The 20358-nt window shown below is 71.2% G+C and carries 9 protein-coding genes, 1 tRNA gene and 3 pseudogenes; 9 read left to right on the top strand and 4 right to left on the bottom strand.

Annotated features, from left to right (window positions below; all coding sequences use genetic code 11):
• Positions 1–173: 173 nt before the first annotated feature.
• Positions 174–1715: an aldehyde dehydrogenase family protein gene (locus M2271_RS37595; protein WP_280891963.1), complete on the top strand. Its 1542-nt coding sequence runs from the start codon at positions 174–176 to the stop codon at positions 1713–1715.
• Between the two features lie 24 nt (positions 1716–1739).
• Here M2271_RS37595 and M2271_RS37600 read toward each other — a convergent pair.
• Positions 1740–2116 (bottom strand): annotated as a pseudogene (locus M2271_RS37600) (DUF2254 family protein); the annotation flags it as partial.
• A gap of 194 nt (positions 2117–2310) precedes the next feature.
• On the opposite strand from M2271_RS37600, the gene M2271_RS37605 reads away from it, so the two are divergent.
• From M2271_RS37605 to M2271_RS37625, 5 genes and pseudogenes are all read left to right on the top strand, one after another.
• A tRNA-Leu gene (locus M2271_RS37605) sits at positions 2311–2395 on the top strand.
• 64 nt (positions 2396–2459) lie between these two features.
• A pseudogene (locus M2271_RS37610) lies at positions 2460–2627 on the top strand (alpha/beta hydrolase); the annotation flags it as partial.
• 86 nt (positions 2628–2713) lie between these two features.
• Positions 2714–2836 (top strand): hypothetical protein, encoded by a 123-nt coding sequence (locus tag M2271_RS37615; RefSeq protein WP_280891964.1) that lies wholly within the window; start codon positions 2714–2716, stop codon positions 2834–2836.
• A gap of 387 nt (positions 2837–3223) precedes the next feature.
• Positions 3224–4468, top strand: coding sequence for an MFS transporter (locus M2271_RS37620; protein ID WP_280891965.1), 1245 nt, complete (start codon positions 3224–3226; stop codon positions 4466–4468).
• 296 nt (positions 4469–4764) lie between these two features.
• The gene (locus M2271_RS37625; RefSeq protein WP_280891966.1) at positions 4765–5634 is read left to right on the top strand and encodes a LysR family transcriptional regulator; all 870 of its coding nucleotides are present in this window, start codon (positions 4765–4767) and stop codon (positions 5632–5634) included.
• A gap of 467 nt (positions 5635–6101) precedes the next feature.
• Here the strand turns inward: M2271_RS37625 and M2271_RS37630 are convergent, their stop codons facing one another.
• Positions 6102–8627 (bottom strand): carboxypeptidase regulatory-like domain-containing protein, encoded by a 2526-nt coding sequence (locus tag M2271_RS37630; RefSeq protein ID WP_280891967.1) that lies wholly within the window; start codon positions 8625–8627, stop codon positions 6102–6104.
• A 520-nt stretch (positions 8628–9147) separates the two neighbouring features.
• Entirely contained in the window at positions 9148–10188 is a 1041-nt protein-coding gene (locus M2271_RS37635) for a LuxR family transcriptional regulator (protein ID WP_280891968.1), read from the bottom strand.
• A 234-nt stretch (positions 10189–10422) separates the two neighbouring features.
• On the opposite strand from M2271_RS37635, the gene M2271_RS37640 reads away from it, so the two are divergent.
• Together M2271_RS37640 and M2271_RS37645 are read left to right on the top strand one after the other, a co-directional pair.
• Positions 10423–14187 (top strand): S8 family serine peptidase, encoded by a 3765-nt coding sequence (locus M2271_RS37640; RefSeq protein WP_280891969.1) that lies wholly within the window; start codon positions 10423–10425, stop codon positions 14185–14187.
• A 170-nt stretch (positions 14188–14357) separates the two neighbouring features.
• Positions 14358–18257: a carboxypeptidase regulatory-like domain-containing protein gene (locus M2271_RS37645; RefSeq protein WP_280891970.1), complete on the top strand. Its 3900-nt coding sequence runs from the start codon at positions 14358–14360 to the stop codon at positions 18255–18257.
• A gap of 169 nt (positions 18258–18426) precedes the next feature.
• On the opposite strand, the pseudogene M2271_RS37650 reads toward M2271_RS37645, so the two are convergent.
• A pseudogene (locus M2271_RS37650) lies at positions 18427–18567 on the bottom strand (oxidoreductase); the annotation flags it as partial.
• Positions 18568–18857: 290 nt separating this feature from the next.
• Here M2271_RS37650 and M2271_RS37655 point away from each other — a divergent pair.
• Positions 18858–19970, top strand: coding sequence for a serine hydrolase domain-containing protein (locus M2271_RS37655; protein ID WP_280891971.1), 1113 nt, complete (start codon positions 18858–18860; stop codon positions 19968–19970).
• Positions 19971–20358: the final 388 nt, after the last annotated feature.

Here is a 20358-nt window from a genome sequence, read left to right on the forward strand (position 1 = left end):
GGGGAGAGTCCGCGCGAGGAGATGGCCCGACTGGTGCTCGCCCGGTTGGAGGCGCAGCCTTTCGTCACTCATAGTTGAGATGAAGTTACTTTCAGCAGTCGCGGCACCTCGCCGGCGTCCTCCGTAGCCACGTACGACCGCCGCCGAACGTGCACCGAGAGCGGAGAACCCTGATGGTCGCCACCCTCACCCTCAAATCAGGCACGTCCTGGACCGACGCCTGGCAACGCTGCCTCGCCGTCGCCCCCGAGGCGTTCCGCGACGACCGCACCCTCAACCTCTGGGGAGCCGTCTGGCGAGCCGACGGCAGGGCCCTGCCCGCCACCAGCCCCGTCGACGGCAGCCCGATCGCCGGCCCGCCGCGCCTGGACCGCGACACCGCCCACCAGGCCGTCCGCGCCTCACTCGATCAGCACCGCGCCTGGCGGCACACGCCCCTCGACGAGCGCCGCGCCCGCGTCGCCGCCACCCTCGACCGCCTCACCGACCACCGTGAACTGCTCGCGCTGCTGCTCGTGTGGGAGATCGGCAAGCCCTGGCGGCTCGCACAGGCGGACGTCGACCGGGCCATCGACGGGGTGCGCTGGTACGTCGACGGCATCGACCCCATGCTGGACGGTCGGGCCCCGCTGGACGGGCCGGTGTCCAACATCGCCAGCTGGAACTACCCGATGAGCGTGCTCGTTCACGCAGTGCTGGTACAGGCACTGGCAGGCAACGCGGTCATCGCCAAAACCCCGACCGACGGCGGTGTCGCCTGTCTGACCCTGGCCTGTGCGCTCGCCGCCCGCGAGGGGATCCCTGTCACCCTGGTCAGCGGCAGCGGCGGCGAGCTGTCCCAGGCGCTGGTGCGCGCGCCCGAGATCGGCTGCGTCTCCTTCGTCGGGGGCCGCGACACCGGCGCCGCGGTGGCCACGGCCGTCGCCGACCTCGGCAAGCGGCATGTACTCGAACAGGAGGGACTCAACACCTGGGGCATCTGGAACTACACGGACTGGGACGCGCTCACCACGGTCGTGCCCAAGCTCTTCGACTACGGCAAGCAGCGGTGCACGGCCTACCCGCGCTTCGTCGTCCAGCGACAGCTGTTCGACGAGTTCCTCGCCGCCTACCTCCCGCCCGTCCGCGCCCTGCGCGTCGGCCACCCGCTCGCCGTCGAGAAGCCGGCCGACCCGTACCCGGAGCTGGACTTCGGGCCGGTGATCAACGCGACCAAGGCCAAGGAACTGCACGACCAGGTCGCCGAGGCAGTGGAGCGCGGCGCCGTACCGCTGCACCGTGGCAAGCAGGCCGACGCCCGCTACCTGCCCGGCCAGGACACATCGGCGTACGTCCAGCCGGTCACGCTCCTCAACCCGCCGCCGTCCTCCCCGCTGCACCACGCGGAACCCTTCGGCCCGGTCGACACCATCGTCCTGGTCGACACGGAGGCGGAGCTGCTGGCCGCGATGAACGCGTCCAACGGAGCGCTGGTGGCCACGTTGTCCACGGACGACCGGGCGACCTTCGACCGGCTGGCCCCGCAGATCCGCGCGTTCAAGGTCGGCCACGGCACGCCGCGTTCGCGGGGCGACCGCGACGAACTGTTCGGCGGGTTCGGGGCGTCCTGGCGCGGCGCGTTCGTCGGCGGCGAGTTGCTGGTGCGTGCCGTGACACGAGGGCCGGTCGGAGAGCGGCTGCCCGGAAACTTCCCGGACTACCACCTCATGCCGTGAGGGGGGACGTACGAGCGGGGCGCGTCAGCCGATCCCCTGTCGGTCCGGCCGCAGCGCGAACGTCCGGTCCGCGGCCGCCGGGGTACCGCGCGCGACGGCCTGCGCGAGCAGCGTCCGGTGGCGGAGCAGGGGGCCCGCCGCTCCTCCGGAGCCAGCAGGGCGAGATCGTCGAGCCCGATCAGCAGCCGCCGGCTGACCTGCGGACTTCCCACCGCACAGCCTCGCACCTCGGTGAACCCCAGATCCACCAGATCGGTCCACGCCGGCACCCGCTGCACGAGCCGCACCGCGCCCCGCCGGTCCCGGTACGGTGCCGCGTCCAGCGGGCGCCGGGACACCGCGGCGAGAAACTGCACGATCTGGTCCAGCGCGTGCACGGCGGTCGTCGGATCGTTGACCGCGGGGGGCCCTGAGCCCCGCGGCCGGGCCGTGCGTAGCCATCCAGTCGCTCATGGTGAGACCTTGGGGTCACCCCCGCCGCCCGTCCGGGAACGCCGCTCGGGCGACGGAAACGCAGGTGAAAGGCACTCCGAAAGCTTGGTATTGTTGTCCATGTCGCCGCACGGAACACCTCCGTCAAGGCGACGGACACCTCGTCCGGGTGGCGGAATGGCAGACGCGCTAGCTTGAGGTGCTAGTGCCCTTTATCGGGCGTGGGGGTTCAAGTCCCCCCTCGGACACCGACTGGTAGCCCACGGGTTGCCGCGAAGTTCTGGTTGAAATTCTAGGCGTCGTAGGAGATCCCCCGGCTGGTACCTCGTGGCCACCGACGACCGCAACATCCCCCCGGCCGCCGAGCGGTGGATGGCCGAACGGGCCGGCGCCCGCACCATCACGGTCCGCGCACCCCACGCGGTCGCCGTGAGCGACCCCGGCCCTGTCACCGATCTGATCTTGAGCGCTGCCCGCTGAACGGACCGAGGCGGCGATCACCCACGTGAAGAACCGACCAACAGGGGCCCCTGCGGACGCGGTGCCGGCTCAGGACGGAGACCCGGTTGAACGCGTTGATGGTGATCGCCACCCATACGTGGCAGAACGCATCCGACCGCTTCGGCAGCCTGGACGGCTGCGACGGCGACCGCCTTCCCGCGCCCGCCCTTCCGATGCCGACCCAGTGACCCCCGAAGTCCTGCAGTGGTTGGAGACCGTGCCGTCGACGTGACCGCCCGCACCGTCGTCTTCTCCGGCGCCTGCCGGAACGTCCGGACTGCCGTACCGGTTCATACCGGCAGCCCACGGCTTCTGGCCTCGCGGCGTCTGTGGTCACTCTCAGCAGGACGGCACGACCCCCGTCATCGCGGGGACTCCAGGCGCCGGTGGTACGGCCTCGGACATGCTCATCTCGGACAGAGATGACTGACATCCTGAACCATCGCCGTAGATGAGGAAGCACCCGAGGCGGCTCGGCGCTTGTCCCTGTGTGACGGCATCGAAGAAGCTGCCGGTCACCGCACAGCGCTTCCGCCCGAGCCGGCTTCCCGGCACAGTCCGTCAAGAAGGTGCACATGTCCGCATCATCCGACGTCCAGAACCCGCGCCGGCCCACGACCACAAAGGCCCCGCACGGCGTGCCGGGTTGGCTGATCGCACTCCTGGCCGTCGCCTCCGGCATGACGGTCGCCAACCTCTACTACGCCCAGCCCCTGCTGTCCTCGCTGAGCGACGTCTTCCACACCAGCACGGCCACCGCCGGCGCACTGATCACCCTCACCCAGGTCGGCTACGTGATCGGCATGCTCTTCCTGGTCCCGCTCGGCGACCGGTTGGAGAAGCGCAACCTGGTCACCGTCCTGCTGACGGTCACGACCCTCGCCCTCGTGGCGGCGGGACTCGCCACCAGCTTCCCCATGCTGCTGATCGCCTCCCTGGTCAGCGGCGCCACCTCGGTCGTCGCCCAGATCCTGGTGCCCTTTGCCGCCGGCCTCGCTCCCGACCACGCCAGGGGTCGTGTGGTCGGCCGGGTGATGAGCGGGCTGCTCACCGGCATCCTGCTCTCCCGCACTCTGAGCAGTCTGGTCTCCGACCTCGCCGGGTGGCGCGTGGTCTTCCTCGGCTCCGCCGCCCTGATGGCCGTGCTCGCGGTGGCCCTGTACGCGGCCCTGCCGCGGTCCGCGCCGACCACGACCATCCCGTACCACCACGTGCTGCGCTCCACCGTCCGGCTGGTACGCACGCACCCGGCGCTGCTGCGCCGTGGCCTCTACCAGGCGGCGATGTTCGGTGCCTTCAGCGCGTTCTGGACCACGGTCTCCTTCGTCCTGACCGGTCCCCGATTCCACTACTCACCGATCGGGGTCGGTGTGTTCGCCCTCGTCGGCGCGGCCGGCGCGGCCATCGCACCGCTCGCCGGACACTGGGCCGACCGGGGCCTCGCACGCCCCGTGACAGGTGTCGCCTTCGTGGTCGCCACCCTGGCCTTCGCGCTCGCCGGGTTCGGCGGACACAGCGTCGTACTGATCGCCCTGGCCGCGATCGTCATCGACATGGCCGTCCAGACCACCCTGATCCTGGGCCAGCACACTGTGTACCAACTCGACCCTGCCGCCCGCGCGCGCCTCAACAGTGCCTTCATCGCCATGTTCTTCGCCGGCGGTGCGGTCGGCTCCCAGCTCGGCTCCGTCGTCTACCACGCCGGAGGCTGGGCTCCCCTGACCGTCCTGGGCGCCGCCCTCCCCTTCAGCGCGCTTCTCTACTGGACCACCGAGCGACGCCGGCGTGCGGCGGCGAAGCAGGGCACAGCGAGCCGGTAACGGTGCGCACCAAGGGCGTCGGGTCGGGTCGGGTTGTGTCGAGGCGGAACCCGAGGGGTGGACTGCCCGGCAGAGCCGGCGAGTTCATCCGCGCCTGAGGAACGGCCTCGGCCTGCCGCCTCGGTGTACGCGAGCCTCGGTGTACGCGACCCCCGGTGTACGCGAGCGGGTACCTGGAGGTGCACAGGTCGGCGTCCGCACGACGCACGCCCTTCCGCGTACGATGCAGCGAAGATCGAAGATCGAAGACCGTCGCCTTCGCACCAGACGGAGCGTTGCCTGACCGGGAGCGGATGATGGATCTGCGCCAGATGGAGGTCGTCGTCTCGGTGGCCGACGCGGGTGGTTTCACGGCAGCGGCAAGGCGGCTGAACGTGGTCCAGTCCGCTGTGTCCAGCACGGTCCGCGCCCTCGAACGCGAACTGGGCGCCCCCTTGTTCGACCGCACCACGCATCGCGTCGCGCTCACCCCGGCCGGCGAGGCGTTCGTCCCCGCCGCACGCGCGGCACTCCGGGCCGCCGAACTGGCACGGGAGGCCGTCGATGCCGTACGGGGGCAGCTGCGCGGACGGGTGACGGTCGGCACGATGCAAGGGGTATGGGCGGGGCTCCATCACGCCCTGGCCGCGCTGCGGGCGGAGCATCCGGGCGTGGTCGTACGGCTGCGGCAGGCGGCGGTCGCCGACATCCGGCAGGCTCTGCGCGAGGGCACGGTGGACCTGGCCGTGGTGGCGCTCGACCGCCAGCAGCAGCGTGGGTTGACGACCCGGTTGCTGTCCCGAGAGGACATGGTGCTGGTGGCGTCGCCCGGGCGGTCGCTCGCCGGGGCGACGCCGAACGGCGAGGCCCATCTCGCCGACGTGGCCCGGCTGCCCCTGGTGGACTTCACACCCGGCTGGGCCATCCGCTACGAGGTCGACCGGGCCTTCCGGGCCGCGGGCGTCGATCGCGGCACGACGTTCGAGGTGAACGACATCGTCGCGGCGGCCGAACTGGTCCGCAACGACCTGGGCGTCTGCATCATGCCCAAGTCGATCGCGGACCGCTTCCCCGATCTGCCCCAGTACCGGTTCGGCCGGCACGCGCCGAGCTGGAAGATCATGGTGGTACGACCTCCAGGCGAGGCGCCCCCGGCGGTCGCCGCGCTGCTGCGGCACATCGCCTGACGGCGACCAGGGCCCTCTGGGCCCTCCCGGGCCGACGCCGCGCCCACCGTCATGCGGGCTGCGTGCCCCTGTCGGGCTGACGGGGCTCCACGCGGCAGGGCGCGGAGCGCTGCTGCGGCGAACTGGGTGAACGGCCGACGACGAGTCACACCGGCTGCGATGACATCGCCTTGACGCGCCGAGCGGGAAACAACCCCCTCGGCGAGCACCGCCTCCTCCAGTCGCAAGCACGGCCGGCGATGCGGAACCTCCGCTCCGGCGGACCGGGCAGGAGGGGGGAACGCTGCGGGACCACTTCGTGCGGTTCGACTCCCGAAGTGACCGGGCTCCGCGGTATTGCCACGCGCCGCGAAAGGACCGCCGCCCACAAAGTGGCGGTCCTTTGGCGGCGTTCGAGCTCCGGCAGGCCCGTTCCGAGGCGGGACCCTAGCCGTACGCCTTGACCTGCAAGGTCGCCGGTACCGTGGTCATGCGTCCGGCTTGAGGGCGAGATCCATGCGGCGGACCCGATCGGGCGGCACTGTCGTCCTCCGGCGCAGCTCCGCGTAACCGGACGCGGTGACCTGGAGGACGTGCGGGCCCGGTTTCGCCGAGAACACGGTGTAGAAGCCGTCCCTGACGGCCGGGTCCTCGGGCGTGGCCGTGGTGAGGGTGGATTCGTCCGGGTCCGCGGTGTCGCTGACGGTGGCGCCGACCAAGCCGGCGCCGGTTGTGCCGTCCCGGACCGTGCCGACGGTCAGGCCCCCGGGGGTGGGCACGAGGACGCGGGTCTGGACGTTCACGTCGTCGAGTGACCAGAAGTAGCCCCAGTTGGCGACGAAATGGAAGCGCAGCCGCACGGCTTTGTGCCCGGCGAACTGCCGGAGTGACACGGGCACGGTCAGGAGCTGCGCGGAGTCGCTGACCTTCGGCCCGGTCCAGACATTCTCCCAGGTGGCGCCGTCGTCCGTGCTGGCGTCCACGGTCATGTGCTGCTGGGTGGGGTTGGCCAGGTACGCGGTCCTGAAGGTGAGTTCCGCCGACTGCGCGGCGGACAGGTCGTATGCGGGGCTGATGAGTTGGCTGTCCTGATGGGGGCCGATCGGCCCGTTGTCGCTCTCGACGACGGCGAAGGCGCCTTCGCCGCCGGTGGAGTTGCCGCGTTGGGCCGGGTCGTCGAACTCCCATCCGTTGTCGGTACCGGCCGCGTTCACCACGCTCCAGCCCTGGGGCGCGGTCGCGGTGGACCCGAACGTCTCGGCTCGGTCGGCGAGTTCGAGCCGGTAGCCGACGGCAGTGGCGGTGTCGGGATCGGCGGTCAGTGCCACGTCCGCGGTGACGGCCTTGTTGTGGACCGTCACCGGCCGTGCGAGGAATTCGTAGCCGGGCAGGGCGGCGGTGACGTTCAGCGTGTAGTCGCTCCCCTTCGGCAGGGTCATTTCGTATGCGCCGGTGACCGGGTCGGTCCAGACCGGGGCTTCCGGGGACCCGCTCACGGCGAGTCGGGCGTAGAGCGGCCAGCCATGTCCTGACCCGTCTCTGACGGTGCCGTGGACGCGCTTGCGGGGGATCGGAGAGAGTCCGAAGTCGCGGGTGAGGGTCTGGCCGTCCGCGAGGTCGAGGGTGACCGGTGTGGTCGTCGTGTAGCCGAAGGCCTTCACCGTCAGGGCGTTGACCGCACCCGCGGGGAGGTCGAGCGTGTATGCCCCCTGCGCGTCGGTCGTGGCGATGTCGAGCCCGGACCCGACGGTCGCGTGGGCGACCGGCTTGCCGGTTGCGGCGTCCTTGACCGTACCGGAGAGGGTGCCGTGCGGTCCGCTGCGGAAGGCGGCCAGGCCCGCCGGGGTGCCCAGGCCGGTCGGACCGTCGTAACCGGTGCCGGCGTTGCACAGGTACGCGACGGAGCAGGTTCCGTTCGACCCGGTGGTGATGTCGTTGAGACCGACGCCGTTCGCCGCGTAGGGATAGGAGTTGGGGGAGGTGCCGGGGCGCGGGGGCCCGGCCAGCGCGTAGACGGAGGCGATCACCGGCGTCGCGACGCTGGTGCCGCCGTAGCGTTGCCAACCGGTGCCCTGTGAGCCGTAGGTCAGGTAGACAGCAACGTTGTCGGCGACGGCTGACACGTCGGCGACGCTTCGCCCCGTGCAACCGGTGTCCTGCTGGAAGTCCGGCTTCGTCTGCTGGGACGCGCACCCGGAGCCCGGTCCGTAGGAGCCCCTGGCCCAGACGGTCTCCGACCAGCCGCGGGCGCTGGCCGCGTCGGCCGTCAGGGTTGTGCCGCCGACCGCGGTCACGGACGGGAGGGTCGCGGGGAAGGAGACGCCGTATTTGTTGTCGCCGCTGGCCGCGACCACGGCGACGCCGGGATGGTCGTAGGAGGACCCGTAGGTGGCCAGGTCGGTCGGGTCGTCACCAGTCCTGCCATAGGAGTTGGAGACGTACTTGGCGCCGAGGGACACGGCCTCGTCCACACCGGCGGCGAGGTTTTCCAGACCGTCGTTGTCTGTCTCCACCAGCAGGATGTCGGCGTTCGGTGCCGCCGCGGAGACCATGTCCAGGTCGAGGGCGATCTCACCCGCCCAGGCGTTGTTGGAGAGCGGGTAGTGGGTGCCGCCGCGCTGGTCCACCTTCCTGAAGCAGCCGTTGGCCGTGGTGCAGGGAGGCAGGCCGTACTGGGCGCGGTAAACGGCCAGGTCTGCCTCGGCGTTGGGGTTGTCGTAGGCGTCGACGATCGCGATGGTCTGGCCGGCGCCCCCGTCGGCGGGCAGGCTGTAGGCGCTCTGAATGTCCTGCGGACCGAGGCCCGCGGGAACCTCGGACGCGCTCAGCCGCATCCTGGCCGGCTGGTCCGTCGCGCGCATGGCATAGCAGGTCGCGTGCCCCTTGGCCGGGGTGCCGCAGACGGGTGCCAAGTCGGGCTCGGCGTCGGATGCGTCCTGAACTGTGCCGGCCGTGGCCTGCGCGACCGCGGGTGGTGCGGCGTGCGCAAGGGGCTGGACGCTCAGGAGTGCCAAGGTCGCGACACCGAGAATCGCCGCGCCGCGATGGAATGTGCGAAAGGCTGGGAACACACCTCTCGCACGAGTGGATATCGACACATGACGCCAATCATGACTGGGCCCTCAATCCGGGCCGGACGAAAGTGAATACGCCTGATGTGCGGGCGATCAATTAGCCGATGCCAATTGGCAACCTGTCAACCCCCGAATTGTTGCGCGCATGTGTCGTCGTCGACCCGATCGAGACAAACCCACAGCAACGCATCCGACCCGGTCCGTGGCCTGCGCCCTCCTCGTTCAACATGCCATGCGCAGCCTCGGGGACCAAGCCGCCGAGGGGTTTCTCATTTGCGCAGGATCACATATTCCGCACGGTTCACCCTTGCCGGGCCGGGTGGGCAGGCAACAGAATGAAATCGCTCTCCCAGTTCTGAACTCCGCCCCATCCGGGCGTGTTTGTCTTCCGCCGGGAAAAGCGTCAAATCGAGTCGGGGAGAATAGCGAGAACGGATCGGACGAGGTTGTGCTCCGGCCCTTACTCGTTCGCGTTCGGTGTCTCCAGCGGCAGCCAGCCTCGTTCGGCTGCGCGGAGGGCGATCTGGAAGCGTGTTCTTGCGCCCAGCGCGGTGCCTGCCTCGCTCACGTGCTTCTGCACGGTGCGGCGGCTGATGTCGAGTACCCGGGCGATGGCGTCGTCCTTCATCCCGGTCGCCATCAGGTCGAGGATCGCCTGGGTTCGTTCGTCGATCCGTGTCCTCTCCCGAATCCGGCGGGGGGCGGGCCAGTCCTGCCGGCTTTCGAGTGATACCGGCACCGCGTGTTTCCAGATGGCCTCGAACAGGGCGGCGAGTGCGGCGACGAGGGCAGGTGAGTGGACCACGAGTGATCCTGCCGAGGGGCGGTCGTCGTGCACGGGCAGGAGGGCGGTGGTCCGGTCGAACAGGACCAGTTTGACGGGGAGCCGGGAGCTGAGCCGGAACTCGCCGCCGGCGGCGCTGCCCCGCAGCGCCGTCTCCAGTGACACCGTGTCCGTGAACCCCTCGGTGTCGTAGACCGACCGCAGCCGTATTCCCTCGCGGTACTCCGGCTGTGCGGTGCCCCCTTGACCGGAGGCAGCCGTGGGCCCGCTCACATAAGGCGGCTTGGCCAGGTGCAGTACTTCGTGGGTGCTGCCCTTGAGGAGGTGCGCATAGCGTGCGGCGACCTCCTCGTTGTCCTCCAGGACCTCCACCAGGTGCGGAGCCTGCGGGTGGGCCGCGAAGTCGTAGATCTCGTGAAGCTGCTCCATGTACAACTCGGCGTGGGCCAGTTCGGCGCGCCGGCGGGCCAGCAAGGAGCCCAGGGACGAACGTGGCGGGCCGGCCCTCCACCGCGGGGGCCGGCCCGCGATGGGGATGATCAGAAGCGCGTCCTCCAGAGACCGCAGTGCCGTCTCGGCCTCTTCGCGTGACGCGCCGACCGCTTCCGCCACGGTGAGGGCACTGGCGGAAGCGTGCCCCACCAGATACTCCAGGACTCGGCCGCTGAGCGAGTCCAGCCCGATGCCGGCCCAGGGGCTGTCCGACGTCACATCCATGCAGCCCGACGCTCCCGCTGTAGTGCGCTTCAGTGTTGAACGTGTCGCTGCCGTATCTCCGCGCACCGCCCGCGAGACGCAAGCGCATGTGCGCAACTGCGCGAAGCCGCGACAGCCGGATCTTGTCGCGCATGACGCGACACCGTCAAGGTGGGCACGCTCCCACCAGTCCCAAGGACGCGACTGGCCCTGCGCATCAACTGGCAGTACGCGCATTCAAGTCGAGGGAATCCTTTGACACGCCACTCCTCCGGAAGACGGCGCCGCCTGCTCGTGGTCGCGACCGCCCTCCTGGTCACCGCGGCGACCCCGCACGTGGCCTCCTCCGCAGACACCTCGCCGACCGACAACTCGGCCCGTGCCACCCGCACTTCTGACAACGTTGCCCCTTCCGTCGTCACCCTGGTGACCGGCGACAAGGTCACCGTCGCCCCCGGCGCGGGCGGCGGCCCCGGCACGATCACCGTGCAGGGACCCGACGGCGAGCCCACCGGCGCCCGCGTACTGACCGTGGGCGGCGACACCTACGTCTATCCCGACGCCGCCCGCCCCTACCTGGCGTCCGGCGCCCTGGACGCCCAACTCTTCAACGTCTCCCGGCTCGTGGCCGACGGCTACGACGACGGGAAGCTCAAGCACCTGCCCCTCATCGTCACCTACGGCGGCAAGGAGGCCCCCGCCTCCGCCCTGCGCAAGCGCGCCGTCGCCATGCCGGGCGATGTCACCGACGTGCGCCCCCTCACCAGCGTCAACGGGGTGGCCCTCGCCGCCGACCGCGAGGACACCGGCGCCCTGTGGAGCGCGCTCACCGGCACCGCGTCCGGCTCCGCGAAGGTGCCGGACGCCAAGGCCGACGCGGCCTTCCGCGGCGGCGTCGCCAAGGTCTGGCTCGACGGCAAGGCCGAGGCCACCCTCAGCGACTCGGTCGCCCAGATCGGCGCCCCCGAGGTCTGGGCGGGCGGCAACAGCGGCGACGGCGTCGACGTGGCCGTCCTCGACACCGGCTACGACCAGGGCCACCCCGACCTGAAGGACGCGGTCGAGGACAGCGCCAGTTTCGTTCCCGGCCAGGACGTCACCGACCGCCACGGCCACGGCACGCACGTCGCCTCCACGATCGCCGGCAGCGGTGCCGCCTCCGACGGCAAGGAGAAGGGCGTCGCACCCGGCGTCGACCTGTACGTCGGCAAGGTCCTGGCCAACGAGGGCTACGGCTACGACTCCTGGATCCTGGCGGGCATGGAGTGGGCCGCCCGCGATGTTCACGCCCGGGTCATCAGCATGAGCCTGGGCAGCAGCGAGAACGCCGACGGTGAGACCGTCCTCGCCCAGGCCGTGAACGAGCTGAGCGCCGAGACCGGCGCCCTCTTCACCATAGCCGCCGGCAACGACGGTCCCGGTGCCCAGACGGTCCGCTCGCCCGGCACCGCCGACGCGGCCCTGACCGTCGGCGCGGTCGACTCCTCCGACGCCCTCGCTGAATTCTCCAGCCGTGGCCCCCGCTACGGCGACGACGCCCTCAAGCCGGAGATCACCGCGCCCGGTGTCGGCATCCTGGCCGCCCGCTCGCAGTACGCGGCCAACGGCAGCGGCTCCTACATGACCGCCAGCGGCACCTCCATGGCGACCCCGCACGTGGCGGGCGTGGCCGCGCTGGTCGCCGCCGCGCACCCCGACTGGACCGGCAGCCGCATCAAGGACGCCCTGATCAGCACCGCCAAACCCACCCCCGACATCAGCGCGGACGACGGCGGCAACGGCCGGGTGGACGCCGCCGCCGCGGCCTCGGCGACGCTCACCGCCACCGGCAAGATCGACGCCGGTATCCACTCGCCCGGCACGGACACGGGCACGGTCCGGTCCACGGCGACCTGGACCAACACCGGCGACCAGGCCGTCACCGTGGACCTCGCGATGGACGCCCCCGGCGTTCCCGACGGCGTCTTCACCGTCTCCCCCAGCCGCGTCGAGGTCCCCGCGCACGGCACCGCGACCGCCACCGTCACCACCGACCTGGACAAGGCGGGCGACCTCCAGCGCCGGACCGGACGGCTGACGGCGACCGCCGCGGGCACCACGCTGACCCGAACCCTGCTCGGCGTCAGCACCCGCCAGCAGTTGTTCCACGTCCGCACCAAGGTCACCGGCCGCTCCGGCGAGGCCACGGACGGCGTCCTGACCTTCTACCGCAAGGGCGACGAGTACGCGGGCACCTACCTCTACAGCGACGGCCGGTCCGACGAACTGCTGCCGCCCGGCACCTACACCGTCTACGCCGACTTCCGGGTGGAGGGCAATCACGGCCCCGCCTCGGCCGGATACGCCCGCACGGTCATCCCCCAGGTGAAGGTGACCGGCACCACCGACCTCGTACTGGACGGCACCAAGCTCAAGGAGGTCAAGATCGTCACGCCGAAGAAGACCGAGAACTTCTCCCGGCGCCTGGACTACTACCGCACGTTCGAGGACGGCTCCTCGGTCGCCGACACCTCGCTGATCGGCGACGGCTACGACAGCATCTGGACGGCGCCCACCTCCGCGCCGGTTGACGGCGAGCAGTACGTCTCCGCCCGCTGGCGCAACCAGGAACCGCTGCTGTCGGTGACCGCCGGCGGGCACGAGTTCGACGACCTGTGGATCATGCCCGGCTCGACGAAGCTGCCCGAGGACGACTACGCCCTCGACCTGATCCACCCGGGCGACGGTCTCGCGGAGGACTACAAGGGCGTCGACGCCGTCGGCAAGGCCGCCGTGGTGCCCTGGGACTCCAGTGACGAGGACACGGCGGACTACCAGATCAGGGCCGCGCAGACCGCGGGCGTGAAGCTGCTGCTGTTCGTCAACGACCTCGACGGGCGACTGCGTGAGCCCATCATCAAGTCCTCCATCGAAGTGGTCGGCCTGTCCCGCACGGACGGCGACCGGGTGATGGCGAGCGTGGACGCGAGCACGAAGGGCAGCGTTCCGCTGCGAGCCGTCTCCCGCCCCGACACGGACTACCTGTACGACCTGGTCCGCACCTGGAAGGGCCGCATCCCCGCCAACCCCGTCTACGCGCCCACGACCGGTCAACTGGCCCGGGTGGAGACCTCCTTCCGCAATCCCACCGGCCGTGAGGTGTACGAGAACCGCTACGACATCCACCCCTGGACCGCGTACCAGGTCGGCACCAACCGGCTGAGCACGGCCGGCGCGCACCGCACCGACTACGTCAGCAGCGACAGCACCTTCTCGTGGACGGAGGAGGGCGAGCTCCAGTCCCTGTCCTACAGCGCGTCCGGATCCGTCACCTATCCGGCGGGCAGCACCACGGACGTGGAGTGGTTCGGACCCGTGGTGCGACCCCGCATCAACGGCAGCGTCCAGCCGCCCGTGCGCACCGGCGACCAGCTGGACGTCGTCATCCCGTCCTGGGGCGACTCCGGCGGCGACCACGCCAACTACGTGGCCTTCGGCAGCACCGACACCACCCAGGAGACCTCGCTGTACCAAGGCACGACCCTGGTCGCCGAGGGTGGCGCCGGGGTGAGGGCGACCGTGCCGGCGAAGAAGGGCACCTACCGTCTGGTGCACACCGCGACCCGTGACGCCACGGCCGCTTTCCCCTACTCGACCGCCACGCGCACCGAGTGGACGTTCACCTCCGCGGCGCCCAAGGACCTCGACGCCGGCGAGCAACTCCCGCTCGTCCAGGTGGACTACACCCTGCCGACGTCGCCGGACGGCAAGGCAGCCGCCGACGCCACCCTGCTCGTCACTCCGCTGCACCTGGAGGGCGGCTCCAACGCGGCGCCGCACACCAGCAAGGTGGAACTGTCCTACGACGACGGCGCCACCTGGACGACGGCACGCCTCAGCGGCAGGGGCAACGGCAAGGTGAGCCTGCTCCTGCACGCGCCCGCCTCCGCGCGGTACCTCACGCTGCGCGTCCAGGCCGGTGACAGCCGCGGCAACACCGTGACGCAGACCGTCGTACGCGCCGCGGGAATCGCCGGATGACCTCGGCATGAACAAAGCCGCCCGGCGGTCCCGCACGACCGCCGGGCGGCACTTGTCCATGCCCAATTCCCCACTGCACGAGCTGAGTTGACGTTCCGTCATCTCCCGTCCGTGCAAGCGGTCCACGCATGCCGACGCACCCCTGGCGGCGATTCGGCACGGGGGTGCTCATGAGAGAGAAGAAGAAGTCGGTGCACATACCACCCCTCAGACGTCCCGACCCGAGCGGCCTGCGCCTCGGGAATCGGATCGCGGCGGTCGCCCTGAGCGCCGCGATCGTGGCCATGTCCGGTGCGGCGGACGCCTCCGCAGACGATCGGACAGCGCTCTCCACCACGTCCTCCTCCGCTTCATCCTCCTCCGGCAAGGCCGACGGCACCGAGTCGTTGTGCGGTACGCCCTCGCCCGGCGAGGCGACCTGCTTCGCCATCCGGCGCACCGGTCCGTCCGCGAAGCGGCCCGGTGCCGTGGCCGCGCAGGCGCCCCCTGGTTTCGGCCCGGCCGACCTGCGCACGGCCTACGCGTTGCCCGGCGACGGCGGTGAGGGCCTGACCGTCGCCGTGGTCGTGGCCCAGGACGCCCCCACCGCGGAAGCCGATCTGGCCGTCTACCGCGCCCAGTTCGGCCTCCCGGCCTGCACCAGCGCGGACGGCTGCTTCACCAAGGTCGACCAGCGCGGCGGCACCGACTACCCGGATCCCGAGGCGGGCTGGGCAGGCGAGGCCGCGCTCGACCTCGACATGGTGTCGGCCGCCGCTCCGCACGCCCGCCTGCTGCTCGTGGAGGCGGACGACACCACCATCGACAACCTCGGCGCGGCGGTGCAGCAGGCCGTCACCCTGGGCGCCGACGTCGTCTCCAACTCCTACGGCACCCGGTACGACCTTTTCGACGAGGACCCGGCCGAGACCGCCTGGGACGCCTACTACGACCACCCCGGGGTGGCGATCGTCGCCTCCTCCGGTGACGACGACGCCGGCGTGTCCTTCCCGGCCGCCTCACCCCACGTCACCGCGGTCGGCGGCACCAGTCTGCGCCGGGACACCGGCACGGCACGCGGCTGGTCGGAGTCGGTGTGGTCGCACGACGGCTACGGCGCCGGATCGGGCTGCTCCCGCTACCTGCCCAAGCCGGCGTTCCAGCACGACTCGGGCTGCGATCACCGGACCGTGGCCGACGTGTCAGCCGTGGCGGACCCGGACACCGGCGTCGCGGTGTACGACAGCTACGGCTCGGCTGGCTGGGGCGTCTACGGCGGCACCAGCGCCTCGGCGCCCCTCATCGCGGGCGTGTACGCCGCCGCCGGTGCCCTCGCCGAGGACACCGAGCCCAACGCCTACCCGTACGCCGCCCCCGACGAAGCGCTCAACGACGTCACGGCCGGCTCCAACGGCACCTGCGATCCCGCCTACCTGTGCACCGCGGCCACCGGCTACGACGGCCCCACCGGACTCGGCACGCCGAACGGACTCACCGCCTTCCGCATGGGCCCGCACGGCCGGATCAGCGGCACGGTCACCGACGCCCGCACGGGCCGACCGGTGCCCGGCGCCGCCGTCCTGGCCGACGACGACCACCGCACCAGCACCGACACCCAGGGCCACTACGCCCTGACACTGCCCACAGGAACGTACGACCTGACCGTCGACGCCTACGGCTACGCCACCGCCGCACTCGGCAAGGTCCGCGTCGACGACGGCACCGACCTCGCCCGCGACCTGCCCGTCACTCCGGTGCCGAGCCGGACCGTCTCCGGAACCGTCACCGACGGCTCGGGACACGGCTGGCCGCTGTACGCGTCGATCACCGTGGACGGCACGCCGCTGGACCCGGTGTGGACCGATCCCGCCACCGGCCGGTACTCGGTGTCCCTGCCGACCGCTCGCACCTACCCGCTGCACATCGCCGCGGCCTACCCGGGATACCGGGCGGTGACCCGGGAGGTGAAGGTCACCGGGCGCGCGGTGAAGGCCGACATCGCCGTAGCGGTCGACGAGGAAGCGGCCCTGGCCCCCGGCTACGCGGTGCACCGCTCGGGCCCGACCGAGCCGTTCACCGAGACCACCGCCGCGCCGGCCGGCTGGTGGGTCGCCGACGCCGACTCGTCCACCGGCGGCTGGACCTTCGACGACCCCGGTGCGCGCGGCAACACCACCGGCGGCGAGGGGGCGTTCGCCGTCGTGGACAGCGACCACTACGGGGGCGGCGTCTCCCAGGACAGCCAACTCATCAGCCCCGTCTACGACTTCACCGACCGTACGGCCCCCCGGGTCGCCTTCGACACCGCCTACCGCGGTTACGAAGGGCAGAGCGCGGCCGTCGACGTCAGCACCGACCACGGCACCACCTGGACCACCGTCTGGCGGCACACCACGGACTCGGTGGACGGCCCGGCCCACGTCGAGATCCCCCTGTCCGACTACGCGGGCCGCGCCACGGTCCAGCTGCGCTTCCACTTCACCGGCAGCTTCGGCTGGTGGTGGGCCGTGGACGACGTCTTCGTCGGCGACCGTACCTACGACAAGGTCCCGGGCGGGCTGGTCGTCGGCCACACCCGGGACGCCAACACCAAGGAGCCGGTCAACGGCGCCGAGGTCACCGGCGGCGCCACGGGCACCTCGCCCGCCGTGTCCGTCGCGACGCCCGCCGACCCGGCCACCGCGGACGGCCTGTACCGGCTGTTCGCGCCGGCCGGTGACCACGGGCGCACCGGCACCGTGAAGCTGACGGCCTCCAAGTCCCTGTACGCGGACCGCACCGTGACCGCCCGCGTCGTACCCGACCGGGTCCGGACCACGGACCTCGCCCTGCCGGCCGGCCGTCTCACCGTCACCCCGGCCGCCGTCGCCGCCTCGGTACGGCAGGACAGCACGGCCCGCGCCACGGTCACCGTCCGCAACACCGGCGGCGCCCCGGCCAGCGTCCGGATCCAGGAGTCGGCCGACGTGTCCGCGACACCGCCGCAGGGAGAGGAGTGGCAGCCCGCTCCCGACCTCGCCTACGGAGTCATCGACAACGCGGCCGACACCTACCGGGGAACGGTGTACACCGGTTTCGGAATGGAGGGCGACGACACCGTTCAGGACGGCCTGTGGGCCTACGACACGACGGCGGGCGACACCGCCGGCTGGGTCCGGCGCGCCGACGCCCCACAAGCACGGCGCGGTCCGGTCCACGGCTTCATCGACGGCAAGTGGTACGTCGCCGGCGGCAAGGACGAAGCCGACCAGGCCGTCACCTCGGTCGCCGTCTACGACCCGGCGGCCGACACCTGGTCCACCGGTGCCGCCGCTCCCGAGGCATACTCCCTGGCGGGCAGCGCCGTTCTCAACGGCCGGCTGTTCATGGTCGGCGGCTGCGGTGTCAGTTGCGGCGTCACGGCCGTCCAGTCCTACGACCCGGCGACCGACAGCTGGCGGAGCCTGGCACCGTACCCGCTGCCGATCGCCTATCCCGCCTGCGGCGGACTGGACGGTCACGTCGTGTGCGCCGGCGGGCAGTCGCCCGGCACGGGCGTCGTCGACGACGTCTACTCCTACGACCCGGCCGACGACACCTGGTCACCGGTCGCCTCCCTGCCCACCGGCGTGTGGGGCGCGGCCTACACCACCGCGGCCGGCCGGCTGCTGCTGACCGGCGGCTCCGTCGGCACCCAGGACACCGCGGACATCACGGCCGCCACCTGGTCCTACGACCCCGGCGCCGACGCCTGGCAGCGGCTCCCCGACAACACCACCCCCACCTACCGCGGCGCCGCGGCGGCCGGCCTGTACAAGATCGGCGGCAGTACCGGATGGGGCGACAGCAATGCCGTCACCACCACTGAACTGCTGCCCGGCTACGGTCAGACGGAGGCCGCCGACATCCCCTGGCTCAGCGAGGAGACCACCACGCTCACCGTCCCGGCGCACTCCGCCGTCACCCTGCGGCTCACGCTCGACGCGACGCTGCCCGAGACCCGGACCCCCGGCCGCTACACGGCCGCACTCGGTCTCGTCCACGACACGCCGTACACCGTTCCGCCGGTGCCGGTCTCGATGAAGGTCACCGCGGTCCGACCGCACTCCTGACCGGGAGGGAGCCGGGCCGGCACACGACCTCCGGGCCGGCCCGGCTCCCTCGTCGAGCACCACTTCCGGAGCATCCGGGCGGACACCCAGGCCGCACCCTTGTGGATCTTGATGCCGTTGGCTCCCAGGAAACCTGCGGCTTCCAGCGGAAGCCGGTCCTCATCGCGGCCACGGGGGTCACGGCGATCAGACCGTTGGCGCCCGTCAACGCGTCGATGGCGGCGGCAAGTTGAGGTGGTGGGAACCCGGTCACGAGGTTGTTGGCGATGGCGACGGCCAGCTCGCGCAGTTCGATGATGACGGTCTCCACGGCGTGGCCCTGAGCGGAGATCCCGCATGTCATCGGCGAGGCATTCATCAGCTTCCTCGAAGTGTCCTGCGTCTTTCTGGCCGAGGTTTCCACGGCGGCGGACGGACGGTGCAGCACCGCACGGGCGAGCAGTCCGCTTACGGACCCAGATGACGCCCTCGAACCGGACGGGTGGAGTCGCGCAGGGTGCGTTCGAACTCAAGGGACGCGGACTCCTGCGTGCCCAGGAGGTCGGCAAGATCCGTGAATTCGGTTGACCGGGGCGGTGCGGTGCGGGCTGAATGCGGGGCATGGCCGACATCGAGGGCGCGTACGACGATCTGTTCACGGCAGTGCCGAGCGCGCTGTCCGACCTGCTGGACGAGGGAGACGTAGGGGGCTCGGTCGCCGTCTTCGTGGACGGTGAGCCGGTGGTGGACGTGTGGGGCGGGTTCGTGGACGCGGACCGTACGGTGCCGTGGCAGCGCGACACGATCGTCAACGTCTGGTCCGTGACCAAGACGATGACGGCCCTGTGCGCCCTGATCCTGATCGACCGCGGCGAACTCGACCCGGACGCGCCGGTCGCCCGGTACTGGCCGGAGTTCGCTGCGGCGGGCAAGGAGAAGGTGCTGGTGAAGCATCTGCTCTCGCACACCGCGGGTCTGCCCGATATGGACGGACCGTTGACCGCGGCGGCCCTCTATGACTGGCCGTCCGTCACGGCACGCCTCGCCGCTCAGGCCCCCCAGTGGGAGCCGGGCACGGCGGCCGGATACCACTCGCTCACCCAGGGATTCCTGGTGGGCGAGGTCGTCCGCCGGATCACCGGCCGGAGCGTGGGGAAGTTCTTCGCCGACGAGGTCACCGGGCCGTTGGGCGCGGACTTCCACATCGGACTGGCCGCCGAGCACGACCACCGGGTCGCGTCCACGGTCCCGCCGCCGTCGCGGGACGAGGACTACACCTCGAGCGCGCCGGGCGGCGGGCCGGCTCCCGAGGACGGACAGGGGATCCGGGTCCGTGACGGCAACAGCGTGGCCTGGCGCCGCGCGGAGATCCCCGCGGCGAGCGGCTTCGGCAACGCCCGCTCCGTTGCGCTCGTGCAGTCGGCGATGGCGTGCGGGGGAACCCTGCGTGGGGTGTCGCTGTTGTCGGCGGCGGGCTGCGAACGCGCGTGGCAGGAGCAGTTCGCGGGGGAGGACCGCCTCCTGGGCATGTCGGTGCGCTACGGCCTGGGGTACGGCCTGTTCGGCACCACCTACGGCTGGGGCGGCTGGGGCGGCTCGATGGTCATGATCGAGCCCGAGTCCCGGATGACGGTGGCGTACGTGACGAACCAGATGCGCGAACCGGAGCACGACACCCGGGGGCTGGACCTGTTGATGACCGCCTACGACGGACTCCAGGGCCTGCGTGCCTGACCTCGCCGCAGGTTCCCGACCATCGCCGGATGCGGATGCGGATGGATGCGGGGTCCCGGGCGCGGATGCGGGGTGCCGGGGATCCGAGGGTCCGTGCCGTTGAGGTGCCACCCGGGGTCCCCGCTCCACGCTGCCGCGTTTGAAGGGGGCGGTGGACGGTCGGTGACGGAGGTGGCCGACGCGTTACTCGCGGCCGTCGGTAAGCAGCAGACGACGCGAGGGGGCTGGCTCGCACTCCGGCGTGGACCGAACTCATCTCCGTAGAGACACCGGGCATGTTCCGTCAGGGTGCTGTGCATGTCCCGGACCTACGACGACTGTTCGAACCCGGCCGCACAAGCAAAGGCAGGAAGATGTCTCTCCCCTCCACTCTCAACCTATAGCGCAC

The sequence above is a fragment of the Streptomyces sp. LBL genome (assembly GCF_029893585.1).
Lineage (GTDB): Bacteria > Actinomycetota > Actinomycetes > Streptomycetales > Streptomycetaceae > Streptomyces.